Origin of the sequence: Thalassospira sp. TSL5-1, from assembly GCF_001907695.1 — a bacterium.
Classification (GTDB): Bacteria; Pseudomonadota; Alphaproteobacteria; order Rhodospirillales; family Thalassospiraceae; genus Thalassospira.
Genome location: NZ_KV880638.1, coordinates 1,161,749 through 1,186,239 on the forward strand (window position 1 = coordinate 1,161,749; position 24,491 = coordinate 1,186,239).

Sequence of the window (24,491 nt, forward strand, 5' to 3'; positions counted from 1 at the left end):
AGCATCCAATCATTTATGACAGAAAGAACCCGGTTCGTGTTGATTGCGGTTCCGTCTCCACCAAATCTCCATGAATTCTCGACCCGATATTGAGGGGCGCGTGTCACTAAGAGGATGAAACCTCTAATACGGACACGTTTTATGCAATATCGCTTTTCGATTATTACCTTTGTCATTTGTGTCGCTTCCCTTTCGTTATTTTTGATATTTCGGGATGGCGAGGATATGGAAACAAACGGGGTTTCCCTTGACCAACAAGGTGCCATCCAGGTCACTACCAGCACGCTTGTGCCTGAGCGCGTCGTTCTGATTGATGAGCTGCCAGGGCGTGTCACGGCATATCGAAGGGTAGAAATACGACCGCAGGTCGGCGGTATCATCAAGAAGCGGCTGGTAGAAGGTGGAACCCAGGTTGAGGCCGGTCAAATTCTTTTTGAAATAGACCCGGCCGTGCTTTTGGCCGATCTTGATACGGCCCAGGCAGGTTTGACGCGGGCCAAGGCGGCGCTGGAGCATGCACAGAAAGGGTTTGAGCGTTCTCAAACCCTGATTTTGTCCAAAGCGACGAGCCGTAAGAGTTACGAAGACGCAAGTAATGAGCTTAAATTGGCACAGGCTAATCTTGCGGAAGCCCGTGCAGTTTTTCGTCGACGTCAGCTTGATCTCGATTTTGCGTCCATAAGTTCGCCGATTAAAGGGTATGTCGGACGCGCACTGGCAGACGAGGGGGCTCTGGCATCCACGTCAAGTCAGACAGAGCTTGCTGTCGTGCAGGAACTGGACCGCGTGTATGTCGATCTGCGCTTGCGTGCGACCAGACTTGAAGGATTGCAGTCCGCTGCCGAGCAAGGATTAGGCCCGGTTGAGATCATTGATGCAGAGGGCAAACTTCATCCTCGCCCCGGCCGGCTGGTGCTGTCTGACGTTACCGTGGATACAGGCACTGGTAATGCAACTGTGCGAATTGAGGTCGAAAACCCCGGCTTGCGCTTGCTGCCCGGAATGTATGTTCGGGCAAGAATACCGCGCGGCCTCCTTCCCGATGCTCTTCTGGTTCCGGAAGATGCCGTCATTCGCAAAGGTGCCAACGGAGCACAGATTGTCGTTGTGGCTGCTGACGGGCGAGCCGAACGACGTGATGTGGTTTTGGGGGACGCCATAGGAGGACGCCTTGTTGTGAAGTCGGGGTTAAAGGCGGGCGAGATCATCGTTATTCGCGGACAGGACCGCGTACAGGATGGGGCGACCGTTAACCTGGCTTCTGCATCACAAGATGCAGCGCCTGCGACCAATAATTTTTAAAGGTCAGATTCTAATGCCGCAATTTTTTATTGATCGCCCGGTCTTTGCCTGGGTTATAGCAATTTTCATAGCGTTGGCAGGAATCGTGGCTATTCCCCGGCTTCCTGTAGAACGCTTTCCAGTTATTGCACCGCCGAGCATTGGTATTTACGCCACCTATACCGGTGCGACGGTTCAAACCGTTAATGATAGTGTCGTTACTCCTATCGAGAAGGAACTCTCGAGTGTCAAGAACGTGCTGTATTACGAATCCACGGTTGATTCGGTTGGTTCGGCTAGTATCACTGTAACGTTTAAGCCGGGTACCAACCCGGAGTTGGCGCAGGTCGATGTGCAAAATCGCCTTAAAAACGCCGAACCGCGTCTCCCGGAGGCCGTTCGGCGTGGAGGGATCAATGTCGAAGCCGCTGAGTCGGGTTTCTTGATGGTCATAACGCTAAAGTCGCTTGGTGGCGGGACTGAAGAACTGGCCCTTGGTGACTATTTGACCCGTAACATCAGCGAAGAATTGAAACGTGTGCCAGGTGTTGGTCGTGTTCAGCAGTTCGGCTCGGAACGCGCAATGCGTGTCTGGGTGGATCCCGCAAAGCTTGCCGGTTATAACCTAACTATGGCGGATGTAACTGCCGCTATCACACGAGAAAACGCGCAGGTTTCGCCGGGACGGGTGGGTGATGAACCGACTGTACCTGGGACGAAAATATCGACACCTTTGACTGTGCAAGGCCAGTTGAACACGCCAGAGGAATTTGAAGCAATACCATTGCGCGCACAGCCTGACGGTGCAAGGTTGCTGCTATCGGATGTTGCACGGGTTGAACTCGGTGCTCAAACACTTGCCTTTAGCGTCAGCAGTAATGGAAAGCCTGCTGCTGCTGCTGCGATCCAGATGACGCCTGGTGCCAATGCCGTTAGCACTGCCGCCGCAATCGAAAAGCGTTTGGCTGAACTGCAGACCGGAATGCCAAAAGATATGGCGGTTTCGATTTCTTATAATACCGCACCATTCGTCAAAGTGTCGATCATCAAGGTGGTTCAGACACTGGCCGAAGCGATGGTTCTGGTCTTTCTGGTTATTTTGCTTTTCTTGCAGAATATACGCTACACGTTGATCCCGACAATTGTTGCGCCAATCGCGCTTTTGGGAACCTTCGCCGTGATGATGGCGGCGGGGTACTCGATCAATGTGCTAACCATGTTCGGCATGGTACTGGCGATTGGTATCATCGTTGATGATGCCATTGTCGTTGTGGAAAATGTTGAGCGCATCATGTCCCGTCAGGGCCTGTCGCCAAGGGATGCGACCCGCCAGGCCATGCGCGAGATTTCGGGAGCCATTGTTGGTATCACACTGGTTTTGGCCGCTGTTCTTATTCCGATGGCGATGGTCGATGGTTCTGTGGGGGCGATTTATCGCCAGTTCACATTGTCGATGTCGGTTTCCATCATGTTCTCGGCTTTTCTTGCGCTGACATTGACACCTGCACTTTGTGCCACAATTTTGAAGCCTGGGAACAATCATAGCAAAGGGAAGGGTTTCTTTGCCTGGTTTAACCGGAAATTTGATGCCCTAACCACGCGCTATACCGGTGCTGTGGGCTGGATGTTGCGGCGCGGTGGGCGGATGTTGCTTATTTATGGGGTGCTGTTGGTTGTTCTTGGGCTTGGCTATTCCAGGATCGCAACGTCGTTTGTGCCCGAGGAAGATCAGGGAAGCTTTATGGCGATGTTTGAGCTGCCGGCGGGTGCTACCGCCGAACGTACGCGCGAGATTGTTGCAAAATATGAAGCGCATACGGCATCCCGTCCCGATATTGTCGATAACACCGTGATTTTGGGTTTTGGTTTCTCGGGCTCCGGTCCGAATGCGGCCCAAGCATTTACCAGCCTGAAGGACTGGAGTGAACGCAAGACCAGTCTGAACGAAGAGATTGCTGCAGCGGAGGCGGCAATGGCCGATATTCCCGAAGGCATTGCAATGATCATGAAGCCGCCTGCGATTGAATCGCTTGGGACGACGTCAGGATTTGCGTTGCGGTTGGAAGATCGCGGCAATTTGGGGCAACAAGCACTTAAAGCGGCAGAGAACAAGCTGATTGCACTGGCATCAGAAAGCAACTTGCTGACGGGCGTGATGTCGGAGGGCCTGCCGGACGGGCAGAGCATCGCCCTTAAAATTGATCGCCAGAAGGCGCTGGCGCTTGGCGTCTCTTTTGCGGAAATAAGTGATATGATCTCGACGGCGATCGGATCAAGCTACGTCAACGACTTTCCCAACAAGGGGCGTCTCCAGCAAGTGGTTGTGCAGGCCGATGCGCCCGCCCGGATGCATGTCGAGGATGTTTTGCGTCTGCAGGTGCGCAATATTCAGGGCGGCATGGTTACATTGTCCGAAGTTGTTCGGCCCGTTTGGGAAACCACGCCTTTGCAATTGGAGCGTTATAACGGCTATCTGGCTGCTCGTATCACAGGTTCGGCTGCGTCAGGCGTATCGAGCGGGGTGGCGATGGAAGAGATGGAACGTTTGGCAAAACAGCTGCCCGAGGGATTTGCATTGGAGTGGACCGGTCAATCCTTGCAGGAAAAACACTCTGCGTCACAGGCTCCGATGCTTTTGGCCGCTTCAATGTTGATTGTATTCCTCGTGCTTGCGGCCCTTTACGAAAGTTGGTCAATCCCGCTGGCTGTCATGCTGGTGGTGCCGCTGGGTGTGTTCGGGGCAGTTGTTGCGGTACTGGCACGCGGGATGGAGAATGATGTGTTCTTTAACGTTGGCCTTATTACCATTATCGGGCTTTCGGCAAAAAACGCCATTCTGTTGGTGGAATATGCCCGTCACCTGCGCGATCAGGGAATGAGCCTTTATCGTGCCGTGCTCCAGGCCTCTAAATTGCGGCTTCGGCCAATCCTGATGACCTCGCTTGCCTTTATTCTGGGGGTGGTGCCGCTCATGGTTGCGCACGGTGCCGGTTCCGAAATTCAGAATGCGATCGGGACGGGTGTGTTTGGCGGTATGCTGTCCGCCACTGTGCTGGCAGTTTTCTTTGTGCCGGTTCTTTATGTTGCAGTTAGTCGATTGACGCGCCCGACGTCATGGGGAAAAGCCCTGCAAAAAAGTAGTCCCGCGCAAGCACAAGATGAATAAATTGTATCAAAGAGCGAGACCATGACGACGAACAATGCTTTGATCCTTATTATTGAAGACGAGCCCGAGATTGCCGAAATCATCGCGGCTTATCTGTCTCGTGAAGGTTTTCGGATTGTTACCGCAGGAGATGGAGCCGTCGGGCTTGCCCATCATCAGCGCTTGCGGCCCGACCTTGTGGTGTTGGACATCAAGCTGCCGGGAAAAGACGGTTACGAGGTGTTAACGACGATACGTCACCGGGGTGATACACCGGTCATCATGGTCACGGCCCTGGCGGAAGATCTCGACAAGTTGCAGGCGCTACGCATCGGGGCGGACGATTATGTTGTTAAACCGTTTAATCCGCTTGAGGTTGTTGCGCGTGTAAAGGCGGTATTGCGGCGAACCATTGCCCGCGATAGCGATCAGATGTTGCGCGTCGGGCCACTGACCATCGATCCACAGGCATATCGGGTGGAAGTCGAAAGTGCCAAAGGCAAGGTTGCACTGGGTCTGACCAGAACCGAATTTCGTATTTTGGCTTACATGGCTTTGAGGATCGGCAGAGTGTTCGAGCGTTCGGAACTGGTCGACGCCTGTTTGCCCGAAGGGGAGGCGCTGGACCGTACAGTGGACAGCCATGTGAGTAATTTACGTCGTAAACTGGCTGCTGCCGGGGCTGATGGCGTACTCGTCGGTGTCCGGGGTGTCGGGTATCGATTGGATAACACATATGGCAAATAATCTGAATTCCCGCATCGTTCGCGCCATGATTGCGCTTACCCTGCTTGCTTTCGCCATCGTTTATTTCGGACTAATCGCGTATTTTTTCTTCATTTACGATTGGCTCTATCCGGAATTTACCGACGACGAATTCCTGCGAACCGGTGATATCGTAACATTGAGCCTTTTATTGGGGACCGGTATATTAACCGCTTCATTTTTGGGCTGGATTCTTGCGCGGCGAATTGCTGACCCTTTGAAATCTGTTGCGGCGGCGGCCCGCAAGGTTGCCAAGGGGGATTTTTCGGCACGCGCGTCATTAACTCGGGGCAGTTTTGGCGAAGCGACCGATCTTGTGGATGATTTCAATCAGATGGCAGGGCGATTGCAGCGTGCCGAGGCTGAGTTGAAATATTCGAATTCGGCCATTGCCCATGAATTGCGAACGCCTTTGACCATCCTGCGCGGGCGATTGCAGGGGTTGCTGGACGGTGCCTTTACTCCCAGTCCGGAACTGTACGGTCGATTGATCAATCATGTGGATGATCTGTCGGCGATTGTAGAGGAATTGCGCACCCTGGCGCTGAGCAATGCCGGGCAGTTGGATCTGGAATATTCCCATTTTGATCTTGCGATGGAAGCAGAGGCCGCATTGGCCTCGCTTGAGGGGCATTTGAACGGGGCCGGAATTACGATAACGCGGCAGTTATCCAGTGCGGTCGTGAATGCTGATCGCTCGCGATTGCGGCAGGCTTTTGTCGCGGTTCTTGAAAACTGTTGTCGATACGCGCCGCAAAGCACGGTGCATATCGAGACTGGGATGGTCGAACAGTATGTCTTCTTTCGTTGTGCCGATACCGGACCCGGCCTTCCCGAAGAAAGCCGTGCGCGCGCCTTTGAGCGGTTTTGGCGTGCGGAAGATTCACGGGGACGTAGCGGAGGCGGCTCTGGTTTGGGCCTGCCGATTGTCAAGGCAATCGCGCAGGCGCATGGCGGTGATGCGTTAATATTCCCTTCCACAAATGCTGGCCTCGCCGTTGAAATACGTTTGCCGCACGAGCCGTCACATTTAGTCTGATCGTACCAATGCCCAAACATCTTGATTATTCTGACGATTATGTCGGTCTTGCCGAGAAGCATGTTTCCGCGCGGCGGATAATGTCGCTATTTACGCCTTACCGGAATGGGATTGCTGCCGTCATCATTTTGATGATTACGGCGTCAGCGGTTGGTCTGGTAGGGCCGTTTCTGTTGCGTGCGGTTATTGACGAAGCATTGCCCGCACATGATCTTAAACTGCTTGTCGGCCTGGTAGGGGGCATGGTTCTCGTCGCTTTGCTTTCGGCGGCGGCTGGTGCCTATCAGGTAATCCTTATGTCACGCATCGGGCAGGCGGTTCTGCATGCCTTGCGGGTGCGGCTTTATACCCATCTCCAAAGTCTTTCGTTACGGTTTTTTATCGGAACACGAGTGGGCGAAGTGCAGTCGCGCATGGCCAGTGATATTGATGGATTACAATCCTTGGTGACTGAAACCGCGAGCGAACTTGGTCGTTCACTCAGTGCAGTTGTCATGACGGCTATTGCCATCGTGATTCTTGACTGGCGGTTGGCACTTTTTGTGTTGTTTGTGGTGCCGGGAACGATCCTGATCAGCAACCGGGTGGCTCGAATGCGTGAGGCACTGACTTATCAGCAGCAGGCTCGTGCCGCCGATATGTCTGCGGCAGTGCAGGAAACACTGTCGGCCTCTGGGGTTATTCTTGCCCGTACGATGGGAAGAGGGCCTCATTTTGTCCGGCGGTTTGTCCGTATTTCAGGCGATCTGGCGAAACTTGAAGTGAAATCACATACTGCCGGTGAATGGCAGTGGACATTGATCAGTTTTGCACTGGCCGTCCTGCCAGCGATGACATTATTGGCAGGTGGGCTTTTGATGCAGACCGATAATCCGTCAACTATCGGAACGTTGGTTGCGATGATCGCATTGCAGGAACAGTTATTGTGGCCATTCGAGCAACTGTTGGAAATAGCCCGTGATACCCGAAAAACACGCGCATTGTTTGCACGGGTTTTCGAATATCTGGACCTGCCTGTAGAAATCAGCGAATGCGCAGATCCGGTTGTAATCAGACGCAGTGATATGCGGGGTGATGTGGAACTGGACCGTGTCAGCTTTTCCTATCATGAGGATGGGCCCGCTGCCCTGTATGACATAAGTTTGAAAATCCCGGCAGGGAGCAACATTGCGATTGTGGGGCCGACGGGGTCGGGTAAGACGACACTGGGATATCTGCTGGCGCGGCTTTATGATGTGGATGACGGAGCCATTCGCTTCGACGGGGTGGACCTGCGTGATCTCAGCTTTCAATCCCTGTCTGAAATGTTGGGCGTTGTGTCGCAAGAGCCCCATTTATTGCATGCCACGGTTTCAGAGAATCTACGTTTTGCAAAACCGGATGCGAGCGATGAAGAGTTATTCGCAGCCGCAAGGATTGCTCAAATCCACGACTATATTGTTTCGTTGCCCAACGGTTACGAGACGATTGTTGGAGAAAGTGGATACCGTTTTTCCGGAGGCGAGAAACAACGTTTGGTATTGGCAAGAACCATCTTGCGCGATCCACCCGTACTGCTGCTTGACGAGGCGACCAGTGCCCTGGATACGCGCACTGAACGTGCGATGACCTTGGCGTTGGAAAGCATGTCGAAAGGTCGGACAACCATTACCATCGCACATCGGTTGTCAACCATACGTCATGCGGACCAGATTATTGTCATGAAGGCAGGCCGCATTGTGGAAAACGGAAACCATGAACAGTTGGTGGCTTTGAACGGTGTTTATGCGGATCTATTGCAGGGCGCTTGATATTTATGTCGAAGGAACATGTATTTGATGATTTTTCTGAAAAAAATCGCAGTTCGATATCGCCGTTCTGATTATGGCGTTTCCATAAGCTGATTGATGCCCAGGCAAAAAAGAGGGCCAGAAACAAAAGCTGGGATATTTGGGGTGTTTATTTGGTTGGGAAATGTCGGAACGTACGCCGTATTGAAGTTTAGGTGATATAGCACGAGGTGTCGTCCAATAAATTTGTCGGCGCTATCGGAGAACGTTGCAGAGAACCCGGAGAAACTGCTGCTGCATTCCTCCGGCGCGCGATTGGTATGCTTCTGTGTGACAGCAATTTCTAAGACAACATCCACGTTCGTTTATCAATGCAATGACCCAAGCACACCTGTCGCGTCTTCAGCCATTAGGCGTACTCGGATCAGGGGCAGAGATATCTTGCCATGCGCAAGCGCCGAGATAACGGTGTGCAAGTTTACCCCTGCTATTGAAGGCAAGAAGGTGCAGCCAGCCATTGTCAAACAGGGCGCGGACAGCGGGATGTTTTTCCAGTACTGTGTTGATGGCATCGATGGGGGCATCAATGCACACCGTCAGCCTTGCCGGATCGTGCATGAATGTGTTGCCGTTATGCACGGACTGGATCGGCAGGCCGGTTCTGAGCTGGCCGCCATTGCCCTCGTAAACGCCGATGCCGCCAACCACGTTGTGCAACAGCTTGTTGCCTGCACCATAAAGCTCCGGGGCGACCGTTGAGGCATAATATTGCAGGCTGATCCAGCTTGCCACGACAACTGGCGCCGTCAGGATCAATTCCAGAACGGTAAAGCCATTTTGTGCGTCGGCCCTGTAATCGTAATCATGCAGGAAGCTCTCGCCTTTAAGGTTGGCGCTTGCACTGATCGACCGGGGGGCGGCGATAAAATATTTACACCCCGCCAGTCCCCATTCCGGCCGTGTTTCCGACCAGTTGGTGGCACGGGCCATAACGTCTTTTGCATTATCGGCACCGGGCAAACGTGCGGCCCGTTCGCTGCGGGCCAGGGAACCAGCCTGGGCGAGCAGGTCGCGCAGTTTTGCCAGGGCGGCATTGTCTGTGGGCCGGTCAATGTCCTGATCAAACAGGGTCATGGCATCGGTTGTTGTATCATGCAGACCGGCGATAAAAACGGTATTGCCCGGAATGGAAATGCCGCGCTGTTCAAGCCCGTCACGCACCCCTTGTTCATTGAGCAAACCTGCCAGCAAACGGGCATTGACGTCGCCCGCATGGCCGCCACACGCGCCACAATGCAGGGCACTTTTGTGCGGGTTATTGGTGACATTCGCCCCATGCCCGGCAAGCAGAACAATCCGGGCAAAATTCTTGGTAAAGGACATTGCACGAAGGACTTTCTCGGCAATGTCACATTTGCTGTTTTCATCGAGCGACGTTTTAAAGGCCGGTTTCAGTGATTTGGCGGATGTCTTTTTACCGCTGCCAAAGCCAAGCGTCTGTTTTGCCAGTTTCCACAAATAAGCCGGGCCGATGGCATCAACATAGGCAAACGAGGTGAGGGCCGCTGTTTTGAACTGATGACGGGGCCGGATGGTTTTGTCGGTCAGCTCGTTCATCACGGCATCGGATTTTGCAGCCTTACCTGTTGTCGCCTCAAGACCTGGGGCCAGCAAAACCGGCAGGCGGTGTTCACACAGGGCGGAGTGCACCCCCTGATGGGCGACGGGCAGGCCAAAGAAACCGGCAAAGCCCAGGGTTTGAATATCCGGCGAGAGGGATTCAAAGGCGCGCCGGAATACTTCGGAACGCACATCAATGCAAAATGCCGCCTGAATGAAGGGCGCTTGTTGTGCCGGTTTGGCGGACGCATTTGTTGCGATATGTTCCGCCAGACTGTGCTGAAGGCTGTTTTCATAGGCGGTTTGCGCAATTTCCCGCACAATATTCAACATCGAAGGAGAGGCCGGCTGCGCAAGTGCATCCAGGGTTTCCTGCCACACTGTATCGAGGTGGGATTGAAACGCCTGATGCAGGGCCAGATCCCAGCTTAACCGCATGGCAAGCAAATCCACAATCGTGTCGTCGGAACGTCCGTCAAGCTCTGCCGTCCAGCGCAGATGCCGGGCATGCTGTGCCCAGCCATTGATCGATAGTAGCGCCTGATGGAACTGGTTTGCCAACCCCGCGTGCGATGGATTGAGGATGCCAACGATCAGGTCAATGGCTGCGCGCCCGTCTTCGGGCAGGTCGCCGATGGTGGCACAAAAGTCGATCAGGCCCAGAATTTCGGCTGTTTTGTCATTGCTGGCCCAGGCCTGCCACGATTTCCAGGCAGATTGCGTGGTGAACCCGCCTTTCCATAACGCACCCCCCTGATCAAAATGGCAGGCGGCCCAGCGGCCAATGCAGTCATTGATAATGGTCGGCCAGTCTGTCCGGGTTGCCAGGGCGGCACTTTCGGCCAGGGTTTTGATTTTGGTCGGTGCGGCCTGTGTGTTGGCAAGGCTGTCGATAAGGTTGGCGACAGATGCCGGTTTGTCCGGATAGGGCGCTGCCTTCAGGGCCTGTTGCAGGGCTTCGGTTGTGATCTCGCCCGTGCTGATTTTGGTTTGATACCAATTGACTGGCATCAAAATGTCGGTTCCGGCAAGCCGTTGATGCAGATTTGCAACCTGTGCCAGGCGCATATTGGCCTGGCCAACAAACGGATTGACGGCCACCGTGTTTTCCAGTGGCCAGGCCGGGGCGATTTGTGACACGGCATGGTCAATGGCGTTCTGGATTGCGACAGGCATGATTGTGTCCGGTGCAAAGGTTTGGGGGGTAACGGTTATATTCATGCTTTTTCTCCGCTCTGCGGTGCGCTTGTGCCCTGGCTGCGCCAGGTGCCTGCAATCCGGTCGATATAGGCGTTAATGTAAAAACCGTTGCTGATATGGATATAGAGGCGGGCTGATCGGCCAGCCCGATGACGGGCCGTGAGCAGCCAGGTTTGCATCAAACCAAGCAGGACAAAGCTGATGATAACCGTGATGCTTAGCGCCCAGATGGCGGCAGGGCTGCCTTGCCAGACCGGGAACATTGCGGCGGTGCCATAAGTTGCCGCCGTGTGAAAACCGAAATAGGTGACGCACACGCCCAGCGCACCAAGAACAGCCACCACAAATTTGCGCGAAATGCCATTTTCACCCAGCACCGATATCACAAACTGCGAAATGGCAAAGACAACCACCACACTTAGCGCGATGACAGCCGGGTCGTGGGCTGCCCCAAAAATCACACTGGCAACGGCGCAGATTAGAAGGCTTGCGGCAAATGCGGTAACAAGCTGACGCTTGCTGGCGGTTCTTTGTGGCCCGCACTGGCGGATTTTATGCAGCTTTTCGATCATGCTGCCGGAAGAAAGAAAGGCATTGGCCTTATAAAGCGAATGCGCAACGATATGCAGCAGCGCCAGCGCAAACAGACCCAGTCCGCATTGCAGGATCATGAAACCCATTTGCGAGATGGTGGACCATGCCAGCCGGGTTTTGACGGCCGGTTGCGTGATCATGACGATGCTGCCAAAGATGGCGGTGAATAAACCCAGCAGGGCGATCCACACCATCATGGATGGCGCCATCACCACCACGTCCGACAGGCGGATCAAAAGAAAACCACCTGCATTGACAATACCGGCATGCAGCAGGGCCGATACCGGGGTTGGGGTTTCCATCACCTCGATAATCCAGCCGTGGGTCGGGAATTGTGCCGATTTCATCATGGCGGCAATGGCAAGCAGCCCGACAATCCAGCCTGCCTTTCCATTCAGCGCAAGGGTATGGGCGTTTGCGGCGATGGTTGAAATATCGAGGGTGCCAAAATGCTGATAGATCAGCCAGAACGCCCCCAGAAGGGCGGCATCCCCCAGCCGGGCGATGACAAATTTTTTGCGCTGCGCCCGTTTTGCGGCAGGCCGATTGCCATAAAACAGCAGCAAGCGGTGCAGCATTAAACTGGTAAATATCCAGAAAAAGGCGAACTGGGCCAGATTGGCGGACTGAACCAGTGCTGATACACTGGCAAGGGTCAGCCCGAGATAGCCGATGAAAATGCCCTGGCGGGCTTCGCTGCGCAAATAGGACAGGGCGTAGCTCAAAATCACCCAGGCCAGGAACGCGACCAGACACAGCATGGTGATGCTGACCGGGTCGATCAGACCGTGAAACGCCAGTACGCCGTATATTGGCAGGGCAAAATGGGCCTGTCCGTTCACACCTAGAACAAGTGCACTGCCAACGGCAAAGACCAGAGCGGCCAAAGCCAGGCATTTGATCAGCCGTTCAGTGCGCTTGGTCAAATGATGGCCGCCAAGGAAACCAGCCAGCCCTGCAAGTGCCAGGCTGATGACGGTTAAAATTGGCAGGTATGATACTGCAATCACGGAAGACCCCTTTCTGCTCGAATTGCGCAGACAATAGGGGCAAAGGCGTGCTAACTTAAAATATATAGTTCTTATCTTTTTGTTCTGTTTAAGTGAACGATATGGCCGAGTTCAATTACCATCATTTGCGTTATTTCCATGTGGTGGCCCATGAAGGGCATTTAACGCGCGCCGCTGAAAAGCTGCATGTGTCGCAATCGGCGTTATCAAGCCAGATCAAACAATTGGAAGAACGCCTGGGGCAAAACCTGTTCGAGCGCCGGGGCCGGTCCCTTGTTTTGACCGAGGCAGGCCGGATCGCGCTGGATCATGCGGACGCGATTTTTGCCACCGGGCGGGAACTGGTCAACACGCTAAAACAGGCTGGTGTGGCGCGTCGTCCCCTGCGAATTGGGGCCATTGCAACATTATCACGCAACTTTCAGCTGTCATTCTTGCGGCCCGTGATGGGCAACCCGGATATTGAATTAATTTTGCGTTCGGGAAGCTCGGCTGAATTGCTCAGTGCCTTAAAGGCGTTACAGCTTGACGTGGTTTTAACCAATCAGCCCCCCGATGCCGATGCCCTGTCTGGCTTTGTGGTGAAAACCGTGGATACACAGCCTGTCGGGTTGATCGGGGTGCCCGAACTGTGTGCAGAGGGGGATGACCTTCAGCAATTGTTGCAAGCTGCCCCGTTGATTTTGCCGTCCTTTTCCAGCGGAATGCGCATGGGGTTCGACGCGCTGTGTGACCGTCTGGGGGTGATTCCGCAAATTGCCGCAGAGGTCGATGATATGGCGATGATGCGCCTTTTGGCGCGTGAAGGGGCGGGTATCGCCGTTATTCCCCCCATTGTTGTGAAAGACGAAATTGAAACGGGCGACCTGGTTGAAGCCCAGGTCCTGCCCGAAATTGTCGAAACATTTTACGCCGTCACAATGCGCCGCCGCTTCCCCAACCCGGTGATGTCGCAGTTGTTTGCATCGGGTTTTTGATAAATTGGCAGCGGATATGTGAAATGTGGATGGGCTTACCTGAGGGCACCAGGCCCCTACAGGTAAGCCCTGTTTAGGGGTGGGTTTAGGGTTGTGTTTTCCAGCGATTGATATGGAGGGTGATGATGTTGCTCAGACGCTCGCCGTCGCGGGCGCGCAAGGCGTCAACCATGTCAAGATGCTGTTGCGACGAGGCCTTAAGCCCGCTGGCACCGGCCCAGCCGGTCCAGCTACCAGGCAGATCACGTTCACGCAGGTCATTGAGCAGATTTGCCATAATGGTATTGGGCAGCGGCCTGTTCATGGCGCGGTGAAAATGATGGTTGAGCTGGCGCAACGTGGCATATGAGCCCCCCTCGATGGCACGATCAAATGCCTCGGCGGCATTAGAAATCAGGGTGATATCGGCATCCCTGACGTTTTCAACCAGGCTTAGGGCGGCTTCACGTTCAAGAATGACCCTGACTTCCGTCATTTGATGACGTTCTTCGGTGCTGGGGGACACAAGCCGGATACCGCGATTGGGAACATGTTCAGCCAGTCCCATCAGCACAAGGTCATCCAGCGCACGCCGAATTTGAAACCGTGTTGCCTGATAGGTTTCCTGAAGGTCCATTTGCCGCAGCCATTCCCCCGGTCGATAGGCGCCGATCAGAATGTCGGCGCGGATGCGTTCGGTCAGGTTTTGTGGCGTACTGCTATGTGGATCGGGCTGATCCGGTTTTGTCATGGTCATGTTGTTGGTCATGTGCATTACGTTTTGGCCCCTGCATGGATATCTTCTGCAAAGACAAGCACATCTTCAGGGGCAATCCAGAGCGCTCCGGGGCCTGCTTCAGCCTTTTTCGGGGCCTGAATGCGCAATCTTTCATGGCCGATAAAGGCTTCTTGTTCGTAACGGTCGCCAAGATAACTGGCCGCACCAAAACGGATTGACAGGCGGCACGCACCGGGCTGTTCATCGAGATGCAGATTTTGCGGACGAATGGCCAGCAAAATGTCACTGCCTGCCGGTAATGGGCGCGGGGCCACACCTGTTATTGTATCGCCATTGGCGGTGGTGACGACGGGCCTGTCGGTTGTCCCACCAGAAAGTGTCGCACCGGCAAGTAGGTTGGCGCTGCCAATGAAGCTGGCGGCAAAGGGGTGTACCGGTCGTTCATATATGTCTTCCGGTGTGCCCATTTGAATGACATGTCCGCCGCGCATGACCACGATACGGTCGCTCATTGCCAGGGCTTCTTCCTGGTCGTGGGTGACGTAAATGGCGGTAAGGCCCAGTTCACGCTGGATTTCCTTTAGCCAGACACGGGCTTCCTGGCGCAATTGGGCATCCAGGTTGGACAGCGGTTCATCAAGCAATAAAAGCGGCGGGCGAAAGACGATGGCACGGGCCAGTGCCACACGCTGCTGCTGTCCACCGGATAATTCGCCAGGATAGCGTTTTGCATAAGCGGTCAGGCCGACAAGATCCAGGGCCTCTGCCACCCGGCGTTTGCGTTCGGTTTTTTCAACTTTGCGCAATGTCAGCGACAGGGCCACATTGCGTTCCACCGTCATATGCGGCCAAAGGGCATATGACTGAAACACAACGCCAAAGCCGCGTTGCTCTGGCGAAAGATAAACGCCTGATGTTTTGTCAAAAAGCTGTTTGTCGCCAAAGCGAATGCTGCCTTCGGTCGGCTGATCCAGCCCGGCGATTGTGGCAAGAGTGGTTGATTTACCACAGCCTGACGGGCCCAGCAGGGTCAGGAATTCTCCGGCGGCAACCGTTAGGTTAATGTGGTCGATGGCATTGAACTCGCCATAGCGGCGGGTGACGTCGGTCAGAACAAGATCAGTCATAGAGTTTTACCCGAAAAAACAGCCGTGTGGCGATAAGGAAAAGCGCGATGAGAACCATCTGGAGGGTCGCGAAGGCGGCTGTCATTCCGACATCGCCATTGGTCCACAGGCCCAGCATGGAAACGCCCATCACCTCCAGCCCCGGCGCAATCAGAAAAATGGCAATGATGTAGGATTTCAGATGGAAGATGAATAACAGCGTGAAGGCCCCGATCATTGACGAGCGCAGCAAGGGCAGGACAATGATCCGCATTGAGGTAAACCAGTTCGCCCCGACGGTGCGGGCAGCCTTGTCCAGGTCGGCGCTGATTTGCACAACGGCGGGCTGAATGGCCCCAAGGGCCAGCGGAAGTGTCGCCATGACATAGGCCACAACAATGATCCAGATATTGCCGCGTAATAATGCCATCGGCGGAAAGACAATCGCGGCATAAAAAATGCCAAGGCCCGTGATCATGCCGGGTATAACGCGCGGCAGATAGGCAAAGACTTCCAGTGTTTTGGCAAACCGGAAATTGGACCGCTGGATTGTAAGCGCGACCAAGGCAGCAAGAATGGTGCCGATGGTGGCCGAAAAGAACGAAATGACAAAGGTGTTTTCAATCGCGCGCACGTAAACGTCTGACGAAAACAGGGACATGAAGTTCTTGAGGGTCAGCATCTTCCAGGGGGCGACAAGCGGTGAGAGGAAAGTTGTAAAAGCCCGCAAGACAACACCAAGAATCGGCACCACGATCAGAAAAAACAGGGCCAGACCGATAAGGATGCTCAGGGGCCAGCGTAGTGCGCCAAGACGCAATTGTGATGTGCGCGCGCCTTTGCCCTTAACTGTTTCATAGCGATGACCCTGTTTTAACAGCAGGCGCTGGATCATCAGCGTTGAGCCAACCAGGACGACGAGCAACAATGATGATGCTGCAATCAGCCCGTGGTCAGGGCTGCTGGCGGCAATACCCTGGTGATAAAGATAGGTCGATAATGTTTCGATCCGCGAAGGTCCACCCAGGAAAAGCGGAATGGACAGCGTTTCAACCGCGATCACAAGGTTAAGTGCAGTTGAGGCAATAATAGACGGGATCATCAGGGGCAGGGTGATGCGCAAAAGCACGCTGATCGGTTTTGCCCCCACGGTGCGCGCGGCATTTTCAAGGGCCGGGTCAACCGAGCGAACGGCACCATACAGGCAATATAAATAGGCCAGCGGAATTTGCGAGATGCCGGCAACGATGCTCATGCCAAGAACGGAATAAAGGTTCCAGGGCATACCACCAAACTGTTGGGTCACCCATTGGGTAAAGAAACCCGATGGGCCATAAATGATGACAAAGCCCATCGCGAAGATTAAATGCGACAGATAAAGCGGCCACATCAAAACCCCGCCAATGGCCTGGCGTCCCGGAAGGTCTGTCCGCCCAATCAGCAAAGCCGCCGCAATCCCGCCGATCTGGGCAATGAGGACGGTTAGGAGGGCGAAAATGGCGGTGGTTTTAAGCACTGAATAGGTTTCGGCTGCGCCAAACAGTTTGGCAAGGTTCGCCAGGGTTAAATGCCAGCCGTCGGCATAGAGCGGACGATCAACAAAAACCTGCAAGGCGATCGGCAGAGTGGGTGCCAGCATCAGCACCGCCGTCATGGTAAAAATCAGATATTGAATAAGACGCGAATGGTCTTTGGAAATGGCCGTGCTCTCTGGCGGTGAGGCCTGAAGTGTCTGGCTGTTGTTCATGGCTGTTCACCGTATGATGATGGGGTGCCCTGTTTTTAAAGAAGGCTGCTGTCGGACCGGGGCAGCCTTTGTGCTTTCCGGGCAGCATTATTTTTGCTGCCCGGATGGCGTTACTTACATGTTGAAGGCTTTGCTCCAGCGCGCGGTGAAGGCGGCGTTGTCATCAATCATTTTGTGGTCGTAATTGATGATGATCAGGTTTTCTTCACCGCCCACGGCCTTGGCAACTTCGTCAAGGGAATAGGAAAGCTCGCGTTTGACTTCGAGACCCGGACGATAGGGCGTCAGGTTGCCTTCACCAACGGCTTCCTGTCCTTTTTGCGACAGGATAAAATCAAGAAACACTTTGGCTGCTGCCGGGTGGTTGGCCTTGCCCGTGATGCCGATGCCACGCGGGAAAACAACAGTGCCGTCTTTGGGGAAGTTCCAGTCAATGATCGCATCAAGGCCATCGCCCATTTTGCTCCAGACGACAGGGGCCGAAACAAAGTAGGAGGCGGAAAGTTCACCGCTGAGTGTGCGTTCGATCATGGCACCAGCACCGCCGCCCGGTTTGATCGACGGGCCTGCCGCGTCAAACCATTTCCACGCCTGGTCGCCGTGTTTTTGAATAAAGGCATAGTTCAGTGCACCGCCAAAGGCATAGCGCCCGTCATAGGTGCCAACTTTTCCGGCAAAAACATCGGCGTGTGTGGTGATGTTGGTTAACAGGCCTTCCATTGTGTCGGCCCGCAGGTCTTCTGGAACGGTCATTTTGTTATAAATTGTGACCATCGGGTCGGTTGAAAATGTGTACAGACCGGGGAAGGGATGGCTCCAATCAGGCAAATTTGCTTTTTCCGGCGACTGATAATCCATGACCAGTCCCTGCTTGAGCGCGCTTGTCCAGTCAACAATCGTGTTGGCAATCAGAATATCGGCAGACGAAACATTGGTGCCTTCTTCGGCGCGATATCGGGTGAAGGCTTCGGACGGGCCCATTTCAAGGCTTTCAACCTTGATATCGGGGTAGGTTTCGTTGAAAGCCTTTACCACCGGACGAATGTTGTCTTCGCTGAGATTGGTGTAAATCAGCAGGCTGCCTTCGGCATTTGCCTTGTCAATCAGGGATGAATAGTCAGCGGGGTAGCCTGCGGGCAGGTCCTGCGCGCTTGCCGCACCTGCCGAGATGATCAGGCCGACAGTCAGAAGAGTTTGAAATTTCATAGTGTCATTCCCCGTTTGTTGATGATGTTATGGATGTGTCTGGTGCATCGATCCATTGCGCGATCTGGTTGGCAGCATTCAGCGTCATGGGACGAAGATCATGTGCGACATCGGCAATTTCCCGAAGCGAGCTTGAAATTCCGGCATTTTGAAAACTGCGATGCAGGGTGTGTGCCCGTGCCAGTCGGCTGTCGCCTGCGACGGCCTCATAGGCAGAGCCATGCGGTGTTCCCGCCGGGCGGGCCACCAGCCCCTTGTTGCAATCCTGTGCACCAACCATGATGGCAACCGGAATTTGCCGGAGTGACTGAAGGTCGGGTGTCCGGTGGGTTTGGGCTTTGGCCCCGTCAAGGCCGGGCCACCATTCCAGGGTGTCGTCGATCAGGGTGACATTGCCCGGTGCGGCAATGACCAGGCCCGAAAGGTTGGCGGCACAAAACAGACCATACCGTTCGGCAAATTGGGCCCCGCCGGAAAAACCATAAAGATAGGCCGTGTCAAAATCGCCCTGAAGGTTTTGGCATTCCGCAATCATGCTTTCGAGGATGGCGGCATAGTCGAACCCGGCAGAAACCAGAAATTTATACCCGTCCGAATGGTCGGCATTGTCGATCTGGTAGGGAAAGAACGGTGCCAGAATGGCAATATCCCGGTCGCCAAATCCTTCGCGCAAAGCTGCGATCATGCCGTCTACGTCGCGGTCAGACCCGTGAATTGCAATGACCAGCGTCTTGCAGGTGGTTGCGCCAGGGGCTTGTGAAAAGACAAAGCCAAAGCGCGGGTCCGCCTGTAGCGATTGGTAGTTTGACGGAGGAAAGGTGGATGACACGGTCGATATGCTCCTGCAATTTTCGGGCAACTGAGTTTGGTAAAAATGCTGATGACAAAATTGGCGCCAATTTTGTCAGTTAAAAAAGACAGCTGATGGCTGTTTCGTCTCGAATGATGGAAAGACCGGATATGGCGTAAGGGGAATTTTACCGCCCCTCGACCATTGCACGGGCACCTGAAATATCGGCCAATTGTTCACCTGCCCGAAGCCGTGCGAGAACGGAGGCTTCGTTTTCCTGCATGGAGATGGCCTGTTGGCACAGGGGGTCAATGATATCGGGTTTAAGAACGACAACCCCGTTTTCATCGGCAATGATGCCGTCGCCGGGATGAACCGCAACGCCGCCGATGCTGACTGGCACGTTAATGGCGCCGCCCAGACCCACAAATTTTGTTGTTTTTGATGATGTTCCCCGGCACCAGACCGGCATTTCGTGTTTGCGAATTTCGGCAAAATCGGTGGCACGACCGTCTATAATGGCACCACGGACACCCGCCAGTTTTGCCGCAACGGTGACCACCCCACCCCAGCAGGCGTGGCTGTCATCGCCGGCGCGATCAATCACCAAAATATCACCGGGCCGCACCATGCCAAGTGCATAGTGAAGGGTGGCGGAATCCGCCCCAGGGATACGGATGGTAAAGGCCGTGCCGGCAATGTGGCAGCCCGGCACAACCGGGGCAATGGCCGGATCACAAAATCCGTCATGCAGGATATGACCAATGGTGGCGGTTTCCGTTTTGCTCATCATGTCGATTAAGGCGGGTGCCAGTTGCGGGCGCGGCGGATGAATATCGTAAAGCGATTGGGTCATGTCAGCTGTTCCCCGCGCCGGGTTTGAGGGTGGTGACAGGGCCAATTTCCCGGTCCTGCATCAGGCAGGGCAGGCGGCCACGGGTTGTTTCGACAACGGCCGGGTCAATATCGGCCAAAACAAAGCCCGGCTCGTCACCCAGGGCAGTGATGACTTCGCCAAAGGGAGATACGATCATGGTGTGGCCAAAGGTCTTAACGCCATCGCGCGTGCCACATTGGGCCGCTGCAACAACATAGCTGCCGGTTTCAATGGCGCGTGCCTTAAGCAAAGTTTCCCAATGCAGGGGGCCGGTGACGGGCGAAAAGGATGCCGGGATCATGAGGACATTGGCATTGGCCTGTGCCAGGGCACGAAACAGATAGGCAAAGCGCAAGTCATAACAAATGCTGAAACCGAGATTGAGGCCATTCTCGCCCAGTTGGGCCACAACAGGCCCGGTTTCACCGGGGCGCACTGCAAGTGATTCCTGAAAATCGCCTGCGCCGCCAAGTTTGACATCAAAGGTGTGCAACTTGTCATAGCGGGCAACAACCTCGCCCAAAGGCGAAATCAGATGGGTGCGGTTCCAGACCCGTTTGCCATCGTCACACAGAACCAGCAATGATCCGTCATGTAGCCAGATGCCTCGTTCGCGTGCCAGTTTCTGGCACAGGGCCAGTGTTGTATCCCGTGCTTCGGGAACACATGTTGCCGGATATTGCATGTTGTCGCGCAGCAAAATGTTTGCTGCTTCCGGCAGGCTTATGACAGACGCGCCCTGATCGGCGGCCTGGCGCACCAGATCTTCGATCTGGGCATTGTTGTCAGCAACGCTGGCGGTACTGCAAAGCTGAATGGCGGCAAAACGGGTCGTTGTCATTGGTTTGTCCTTAATCCTGATCCGCAAGGAACGTCTCTACGGCAGCCATTGTTTGTTCCCGTTCCTCGACATGGCACATATGTGCCGAATTCTCCATAACGACCTGCCTTGAATTGGGGATCAGCCGGACAAACGGTTCAACACAGGCTTCTGTTGCTTCGTCATATCGGCCTGAAATCACAAGGGTTGGAACCGCAATCAGATGCAGGCGTTCCACGACACTCCAGTCTTTAAGTGACCCGATGACATGAAATTCGGTGGGGCCGTTCATGGCATGATAGACGGTCGGGTCGGCGTCAAGGGCGTCAAAGGTGCGGTTTACTTCGTCGGGCCACACCGGCAACCGGCAGACATGATGACGATAAAACACATCGCTGGCGGCTTTATAATCGGGATGATCATAGTCGCCATTGGCTTCGTGGTGGGCGAGGGTATCTTGCACGTCTTGCGGCAGGGCAGATCGCAGCCGAAGGGCCTCTGCAACCCAAACCGGCATGGATGAGGGCGAAGATGCCAGCACCAGGGCATTGAGGCCGGAGGGCTGCCTGACGGCATGTTCAGAACCCATCATGCCGCCCCAGGATTGCCCCAGAAGGTTGTAACGCTGATCAATGCCCAGGTGGCGTGTTAAGTTGTTCAATTCGTCAAGGAAAAGATCGATGGTCCAGAAATCCGTGGGCGCATCGGGCAAATGCGTTGATTTGCCATTGCCGATCTGGTCGTAATGGATAACCGCACGACCGTTTAACGCCAGGTCCCTGAATGAATCCACATAGTCATGGGTGCATCCGGGGCCACCGTGGGCAATGACGAGGGGAACTTTGCCGGAAGACAGCTCGCCTGTGATGCGAAACCATGTTTGATGGTCGCCAAACGGCGCATAGCCTTCCCTGATAACAGGCTGATCAGACATCCCATTCTTTCAACGTTTTTGTTAATTGTTCTAAAATTATGGGCGATCGTTCCGGCTTCGCATACCTGTAAGAAATGACAGGTTGTTTCGCTGTGCTGCCGATGCTGCTTCTTAAAGCGATTTGTCTTTAATCAGACCACTTCGGGAGACATCATGACCAGCGCGATCCCCTTATCAAGAAGCCTGCGGGAACGTTTGCTCTCGCACGAACAGGTGCAGGGTGCCTTTCTGTTTCTGGCATCCCCCGATGTGGACGAGATCATGGCCCTTGCGGGTTTTGGTGCCCTGATTGTGGATCGTGAACATGCCGCATCCGACCTTGCCGGGGCATTGGCAGAGCTTCGTGCCATTCGCGCGGTCAGTGATGTTCCGGTTCTTGTAAGGGTGGGGGATGCCGCACCAACCGCGATCAAACCCCTGCTGGATGCCGGTTTTGACGGCATTGTGGTTGCCGATGTGCGCAGTGCCCGGCAGGCGCAGCAAATTGTTGAGGCTGCGCATTATCCCCCGCTGGGCAGGCGCGGGGCGCAGTTTACGGTATCGCGGGCGGCAGGTTACGGGCAGCAGCGTGATGATTACGTGGAAAAAGCCCGGCGCGAGACGCTGGTGGTGGCGATGATAGAATCCCGCGAAGGCGTGGATGCCATTGCCGAGATCGCCGCTGTCGCCGGGATCGATATGCTGTTTATCGGTCCGCTGGATTTGACATCGGGTTATGGGCCCTATGGTGATCTAGCCTCGCCGGAGATAAAAGACGCCATTGCACAGGCAGAACAGCGCATTATAGCATCAGGGTGTCTGTTGGGCGGGGCTGCGATTGCGGCCGATGATGTGCCTGCCATGTTCGCGCGGGGGTATGGATTTGTTACGGCCGCCAGTGATACCGGCCTTTTGGTTCAGGCCGCGAAAGCCGCCGTGCGATCCTAGAGATAACCGTAATGCGCGGCCCGGGCAATGGCCTGGGCTCGGTTGCGTGCCCCCAGTTTGCGGGTGGCGGATGCCAGGTGCATGACCACGGTTGATTCCGAGCGTTTCAGCCGCCAGGCAATTTGTTTGCTGGCCAGGCCCTCGGCGGCCAGGACAATACATTCCTCCTCGCGCGGGGTCAGTTTTGCCCCATGTGGCAGCATGTCCTTGCGCTCAAAGCGTGGGAAGAGGTGATGATGCAGCACCTGGGCCAGCAAGGTGAGCCCGCTGGTATTAACGCTGCGGTCAGGTCCGGTCGCCTTGAAGCCGTAATCGTCCCAAAAGCCGGTTAATGTGGCAAAACGGTTGCCAGGCAAGTGCATGGGCACAGTAATACCGCGCGTTAAATGCCAGTCATTAAGCGCACCGGTCACACGTTTGGCTTCGCCATCAAGCATATCAATGATGAAAGACGGTTCTTCACGGCGGTAGGACCAGAAAAACGGGCGCGAAACCTTCAGGGCCAGATTTTGCACCGGATCATCGCGGTAATAGCCCTGATTGCACCAAAGGTCGGGCATTTCATCGGGGATGTTGCGCATCTGAACCACATTGGGGATCAGCATTTCGCCTTCTGGCGTGGCCGGAACGGGCGAGAAATCATAGGCGATGGCGTCAAATCCCAGATCCCGGGCAAAGTCAAAGCAGCAATCAATGCTATCGGAAATTCCGGTCGCATTGTGAAAAGCGTGCTCCCATGCCTCAATCTGAAACTGCATTCCCGCCCTGTTCCCTTGTGCATCATCATAGGCCATATGTTTCAACACAAATGATAAGGCTGCTTGTGGCGATATGGCAAGATATCTGCAAAATTGCCGAAGATACCAAGCCTTGTTTTCGGTATCTTCGGCATGAAGGGCAGGCGTTTTGCCTGATCGTTACGAGGCGAAATCCAGTTGCACTTTCATGGATTTGCTGCGGTCAGAGGCAAGGTCAAAGGCGGCCCTGGCATCGCCAAATGGCAGGACGGAACTGATCAGGGGGGAAACATCAATCACCCCGCGGTCAATCAGTTCGGCGGCCTGGGCAAATTCGGCATCAAAGCGGAAACTGCCGATCATTCGGACTTCCTTGGTCACAGCAAGGCTAAGCGGCAGTTCGCCATTTCCCCCCAGACCAACGGTAATGACGGTGCCGCCGGGTTTGACAATTTCCAGTGCCCCGGCAAGAGCCTGCGGACTGCCGGAACATTCAAAAACAACATCCTGGGTGCCTTTGTTGGTTCCCAACTGTTTAAATGAATCGCTGTCACTGGCAACATTGATGCAGCTATTGGCCCCGGCACGCGCGGCAATATCGAGTGCGGCATTCGACAGATCCGTCGCCGTAATCCAGTGTGCGCCGGAATGTGCGGCGGCCATCACTGTTAAACAGCCAATCGGCCCACAGCCCGAGACCAGCACCCGTTTGCCCGAAAGGGACCCTGCCTGGCGCACGGCATGCAGGCAAACAGCCAAAGGTTCCGCGCAGGCGGCATGTTCCAGGCTGGTTTCTGGCGCGAGTTTGACAAGCTGTTCGCAAGGGAGGTTGATTTTTTGGCGAAACAGGCCCTGTTGATGCGGAAAGCGCATGGCACTGCCAAAAAACCGCATATCCAGGCACTGGTTGCGCATATTCGCCCGGCAATAGACGCATTCGTTACACGGCATGGACGGGTTAACGGCAACCTTGTCGCCAACGGCAAAATCACTGACGGTTTTGCCCGTGGCAATAATAGTGCCCGCCACTTCGTGGCCCAAAATCATGGGTTCGCGTATTTTGACCGTGCCAAACCCGCCATTGTGATAATAATGCAAATCGGAGCCGCAAATGCCGCCCTTGTCGATTTGCACGGTGACGGCATTGTCGTCGGGGCTGGCCGGGTCGTCGAGTTGACCCAGCCTGAGATCATGCGGGGCATGTATGATAACGGAATGCAATTTTTTCC

The 24,491-nt window shown here is 54.7% G+C and carries 19 protein-coding genes; 7 read left to right on the forward strand and 12 right to left on the reverse strand.

Annotation, left to right across the window (positions count from 1 at the left end; all coding sequences use genetic code 11):
* Window positions 1-141: 141 nt before the first annotated feature.
* The 5 genes from LF95_RS14920 (at window position 142) to LF95_RS14940 (ending at window position 8,020) form a co-directional block, all read left to right on the forward strand.
* Complete coding sequence (locus LF95_RS14920) at window positions 142-1,302, forward strand: efflux RND transporter periplasmic adaptor subunit (protein WP_073955821.1); 1,161 nt, start codon at window positions 142-144, stop codon at window positions 1,300-1,302.
* Window positions 1,274-4,447 carry a multidrug efflux RND transporter permease subunit gene (locus tag LF95_RS14925; RefSeq protein ID WP_371440827.1) on the forward strand — a complete coding sequence of 1,058 codons (3,174 nt, stop codon included), beginning with the start codon at window positions 1,274-1,276 and terminating at the stop codon, window positions 4,445-4,447. Before LF95_RS14920 ends, LF95_RS14925 begins: the two co-directional genes overlap by 29 nt.
* A 21-nt stretch (window positions 4,448-4,468) precedes the next feature.
* The gene (locus LF95_RS14930; RefSeq protein WP_073955823.1) at window positions 4,469-5,173 is read left to right on the forward strand and encodes a response regulator; all 705 of its coding nucleotides are present in this window, start codon (window positions 4,469-4,471) and stop codon (window positions 5,171-5,173) included.
* Window positions 5,163-6,230, forward strand: coding sequence for an ATP-binding protein (locus LF95_RS14935; RefSeq protein ID WP_215905687.1), 1,068 nt, complete (start codon window positions 5,163-5,165; stop codon window positions 6,228-6,230). Before LF95_RS14930 ends, LF95_RS14935 begins: the two co-directional genes overlap by 11 nt.
* Window positions 6,231-6,310: 80 nt before the next feature.
* Window positions 6,311-8,020, forward strand: a complete 1,710-nt coding sequence (locus tag LF95_RS14940) for an ABC transporter ATP-binding protein (protein WP_256359968.1) — start codon at window positions 6,311-6,313, stop codon at window positions 8,018-8,020.
* A gap of 381 nt (window positions 8,021-8,401) precedes the next feature.
* Here the strand turns inward: LF95_RS14940 and LF95_RS14945 are convergent, their stop codons facing one another.
* Window positions 8,402-10,840 carry a YbcC family protein gene (locus tag LF95_RS14945; protein ID WP_083607702.1) on the reverse strand — a complete coding sequence of 813 codons (2,439 nt, stop codon included), beginning with the start codon at window positions 10,838-10,840 and terminating at the stop codon, window positions 8,402-8,404.
* On the reverse strand, window positions 10,837-12,423 hold the full coding sequence (locus LF95_RS14950) for a proton-conducting transporter transmembrane domain-containing protein (protein WP_143182057.1): 1,587 nt from the start codon (window positions 12,421-12,423) through the stop codon (window positions 10,837-10,839). The genes LF95_RS14945 and LF95_RS14950 overlap by 4 nt, the downstream gene beginning before the upstream one ends.
* Window positions 12,424-12,524: 101 nt before the next feature.
* Here LF95_RS14950 and LF95_RS14955 point away from each other — a divergent pair, with 101 nt between their 5' ends.
* Window positions 12,525-13,400 (forward strand): LysR family transcriptional regulator, encoded by an 876-nt coding sequence (locus LF95_RS14955; protein WP_073955825.1) that lies wholly within the window; start codon window positions 12,525-12,527, stop codon window positions 13,398-13,400.
* Between the two features lie 85 nt (window positions 13,401-13,485).
* On the opposite strand, the gene LF95_RS14960 is transcribed toward LF95_RS14955, so the two are convergent.
* The 8 genes from LF95_RS14960 to LF95_RS14995 all read right to left on the reverse strand — a co-directional run bounded on the left by LF95_RS14960 (window position 13,486) and on the right by LF95_RS14995 (window position 21,598).
* Window positions 13,486-14,148, reverse strand: coding sequence for a GntR family transcriptional regulator (locus tag LF95_RS14960; RefSeq protein ID WP_168173710.1), 663 nt, complete (start codon window positions 14,146-14,148; stop codon window positions 13,486-13,488).
* Window positions 14,149-14,153: 5 nt separating this feature from the next.
* Window positions 14,154-15,245: an ABC transporter ATP-binding protein gene (locus LF95_RS14965; protein WP_073955826.1), complete on the reverse strand. Its 1,092-nt coding sequence runs from the start codon at window positions 15,243-15,245 to the stop codon at window positions 14,154-14,156.
* Window positions 15,238-16,971 carry an ABC transporter permease gene (locus tag LF95_RS14970; protein WP_073955827.1) on the reverse strand — a complete coding sequence of 578 codons (1,734 nt, stop codon included), beginning with the start codon at window positions 16,969-16,971 and terminating at the stop codon, window positions 15,238-15,240. Before LF95_RS14970 ends, LF95_RS14965 begins: the two co-directional genes overlap by 8 nt.
* Before the next feature lie 114 nt (window positions 16,972-17,085).
* Window positions 17,086-18,177, reverse strand: a complete 1,092-nt coding sequence (locus LF95_RS14975) for an ABC transporter substrate-binding protein (RefSeq protein ID WP_073955828.1) — start codon at window positions 18,175-18,177, stop codon at window positions 17,086-17,088.
* Window positions 18,178-18,181: 4 nt separating this feature from the next.
* Window positions 18,182-19,006, reverse strand: a complete 825-nt coding sequence (locus LF95_RS14980; protein ID WP_083607704.1) for a hypothetical protein — start codon at window positions 19,004-19,006, stop codon at window positions 18,182-18,184.
* A 148-nt stretch (window positions 19,007-19,154) separates the two neighbouring features.
* Window positions 19,155-19,823: an RraA family protein gene (locus tag LF95_RS14985; protein ID WP_073955829.1), complete on the reverse strand. Its 669-nt coding sequence runs from the start codon at window positions 19,821-19,823 to the stop codon at window positions 19,155-19,157.
* Window position 19,824: 1 nt separating this feature from the next.
* Window positions 19,825-20,685, reverse strand: a complete 861-nt coding sequence (locus LF95_RS14990) for a carbon-nitrogen hydrolase family protein (protein WP_073955830.1) — start codon at window positions 20,683-20,685, stop codon at window positions 19,825-19,827.
* A gap of 10 nt (window positions 20,686-20,695) precedes the next feature.
* Window positions 20,696-21,598: a proline iminopeptidase-family hydrolase gene (locus tag LF95_RS14995; RefSeq protein ID WP_073955831.1), complete on the reverse strand. Its 903-nt coding sequence runs from the start codon at window positions 21,596-21,598 to the stop codon at window positions 20,696-20,698.
* A 153-nt stretch (window positions 21,599-21,751) separates the two neighbouring features.
* On the opposite strand from LF95_RS14995, the gene LF95_RS15000 reads away from it, so the two are divergent.
* The gene (locus LF95_RS15000; protein WP_083607705.1) at window positions 21,752-22,525 is read left to right on the forward strand and encodes an HpcH/HpaI aldolase family protein; all 774 of its coding nucleotides are present in this window, start codon (window positions 21,752-21,754) and stop codon (window positions 22,523-22,525) included.
* On the opposite strand, the gene LF95_RS15005 is transcribed toward LF95_RS15000, so the two are convergent.
* Window positions 22,522-23,283, reverse strand: a complete 762-nt coding sequence (locus tag LF95_RS15005; RefSeq protein ID WP_073955832.1) for a LuxR family transcriptional regulator — start codon at window positions 23,281-23,283, stop codon at window positions 22,522-22,524. The two genes, LF95_RS15000 and LF95_RS15005, sit on opposite strands and share 4 nt — an antisense overlap.
* A gap of 159 nt (window positions 23,284-23,442) precedes the next feature.
* Window positions 23,443-24,483: an L-idonate 5-dehydrogenase gene (locus LF95_RS15010; RefSeq protein ID WP_073955833.1), complete on the reverse strand. Its 1,041-nt coding sequence runs from the start codon at window positions 24,481-24,483 to the stop codon at window positions 23,443-23,445.
* Between the last annotated feature and the right edge of the window lie 8 nt (window positions 24,484-24,491).

Coding starts and splice junctions, on each gene's coding strand:
- LF95_RS14995 (WP_073955831.1), bottom strand. CDS start 21,598: ATGTCTGATCAGCCTGTTATCAGGGAAGGCTATGCGCCGTTTGGCGAC.
- LF95_RS14930 (WP_073955823.1), top strand. CDS start 4,469: ATGACGACGAACAATGCTTTGATCCTTATTATTGAAGACGAGCCCGAG.
- LF95_RS14945 (WP_083607702.1), bottom strand. CDS start 10,840: ATGAATATAACCGTTACCCCCCAAACCTTTGCACCGGACACAATCATG.
- LF95_RS14975 (WP_073955828.1), bottom strand. CDS start 18,177: ATGAAATTTCAAACTCTTCTGACTGTCGGCCTGATCATCTCGGCAGGT.
- LF95_RS14985 (WP_073955829.1), bottom strand. CDS start 19,823: ATGACCCAATCGCTTTACGATATTCATCCGCCGCGCCCGCAACTGGCA.
- LF95_RS15000 (WP_083607705.1), top strand. CDS start 21,752: ATGACCAGCGCGATCCCCTTATCAAGAAGCCTGCGGGAACGTTTGCTC.
- LF95_RS14935 (WP_215905687.1), top strand. CDS start 5,163: ATGGCAAATAATCTGAATTCCCGCATCGTTCGCGCCATGATTGCGCTT.
- LF95_RS14955 (WP_073955825.1), top strand. CDS start 12,525: ATGGCCGAGTTCAATTACCATCATTTGCGTTATTTCCATGTGGTGGCC.
- LF95_RS14925 (WP_371440827.1), top strand. CDS start 1,274: ATGCAGCGCCTGCGACCAATAATTTTTAAAGGTCAGATTCTAATGCCG.
- LF95_RS15005 (WP_073955832.1), bottom strand. CDS start 23,283: ATGCAGTTTCAGATTGAGGCATGGGAGCACGCTTTTCACAATGCGACC.
- LF95_RS14920 (WP_073955821.1), top strand. CDS start 142: ATGCAATATCGCTTTTCGATTATTACCTTTGTCATTTGTGTCGCTTCC.
- LF95_RS14960 (WP_168173710.1), bottom strand. CDS start 14,148: ATGACCAACAACATGACCATGACAAAACCGGATCAGCCCGATCCACAT.
- LF95_RS14940 (WP_256359968.1), top strand. CDS start 6,311: ATGTCGCTATTTACGCCTTACCGGAATGGGATTGCTGCCGTCATCATT.
- LF95_RS14990 (WP_073955830.1), bottom strand. CDS start 20,685: ATGACAACGACCCGTTTTGCCGCCATTCAGCTTTGCAGTACCGCCAGC.
- LF95_RS14965 (WP_073955826.1), bottom strand. CDS start 15,245: ATGACTGATCTTGTTCTGACCGACGTCACCCGCCGCTATGGCGAGTTC.
- LF95_RS14970 (WP_073955827.1), bottom strand. CDS start 16,971: ATGAACAACAGCCAGACACTTCAGGCCTCACCGCCAGAGAGCACGGCC.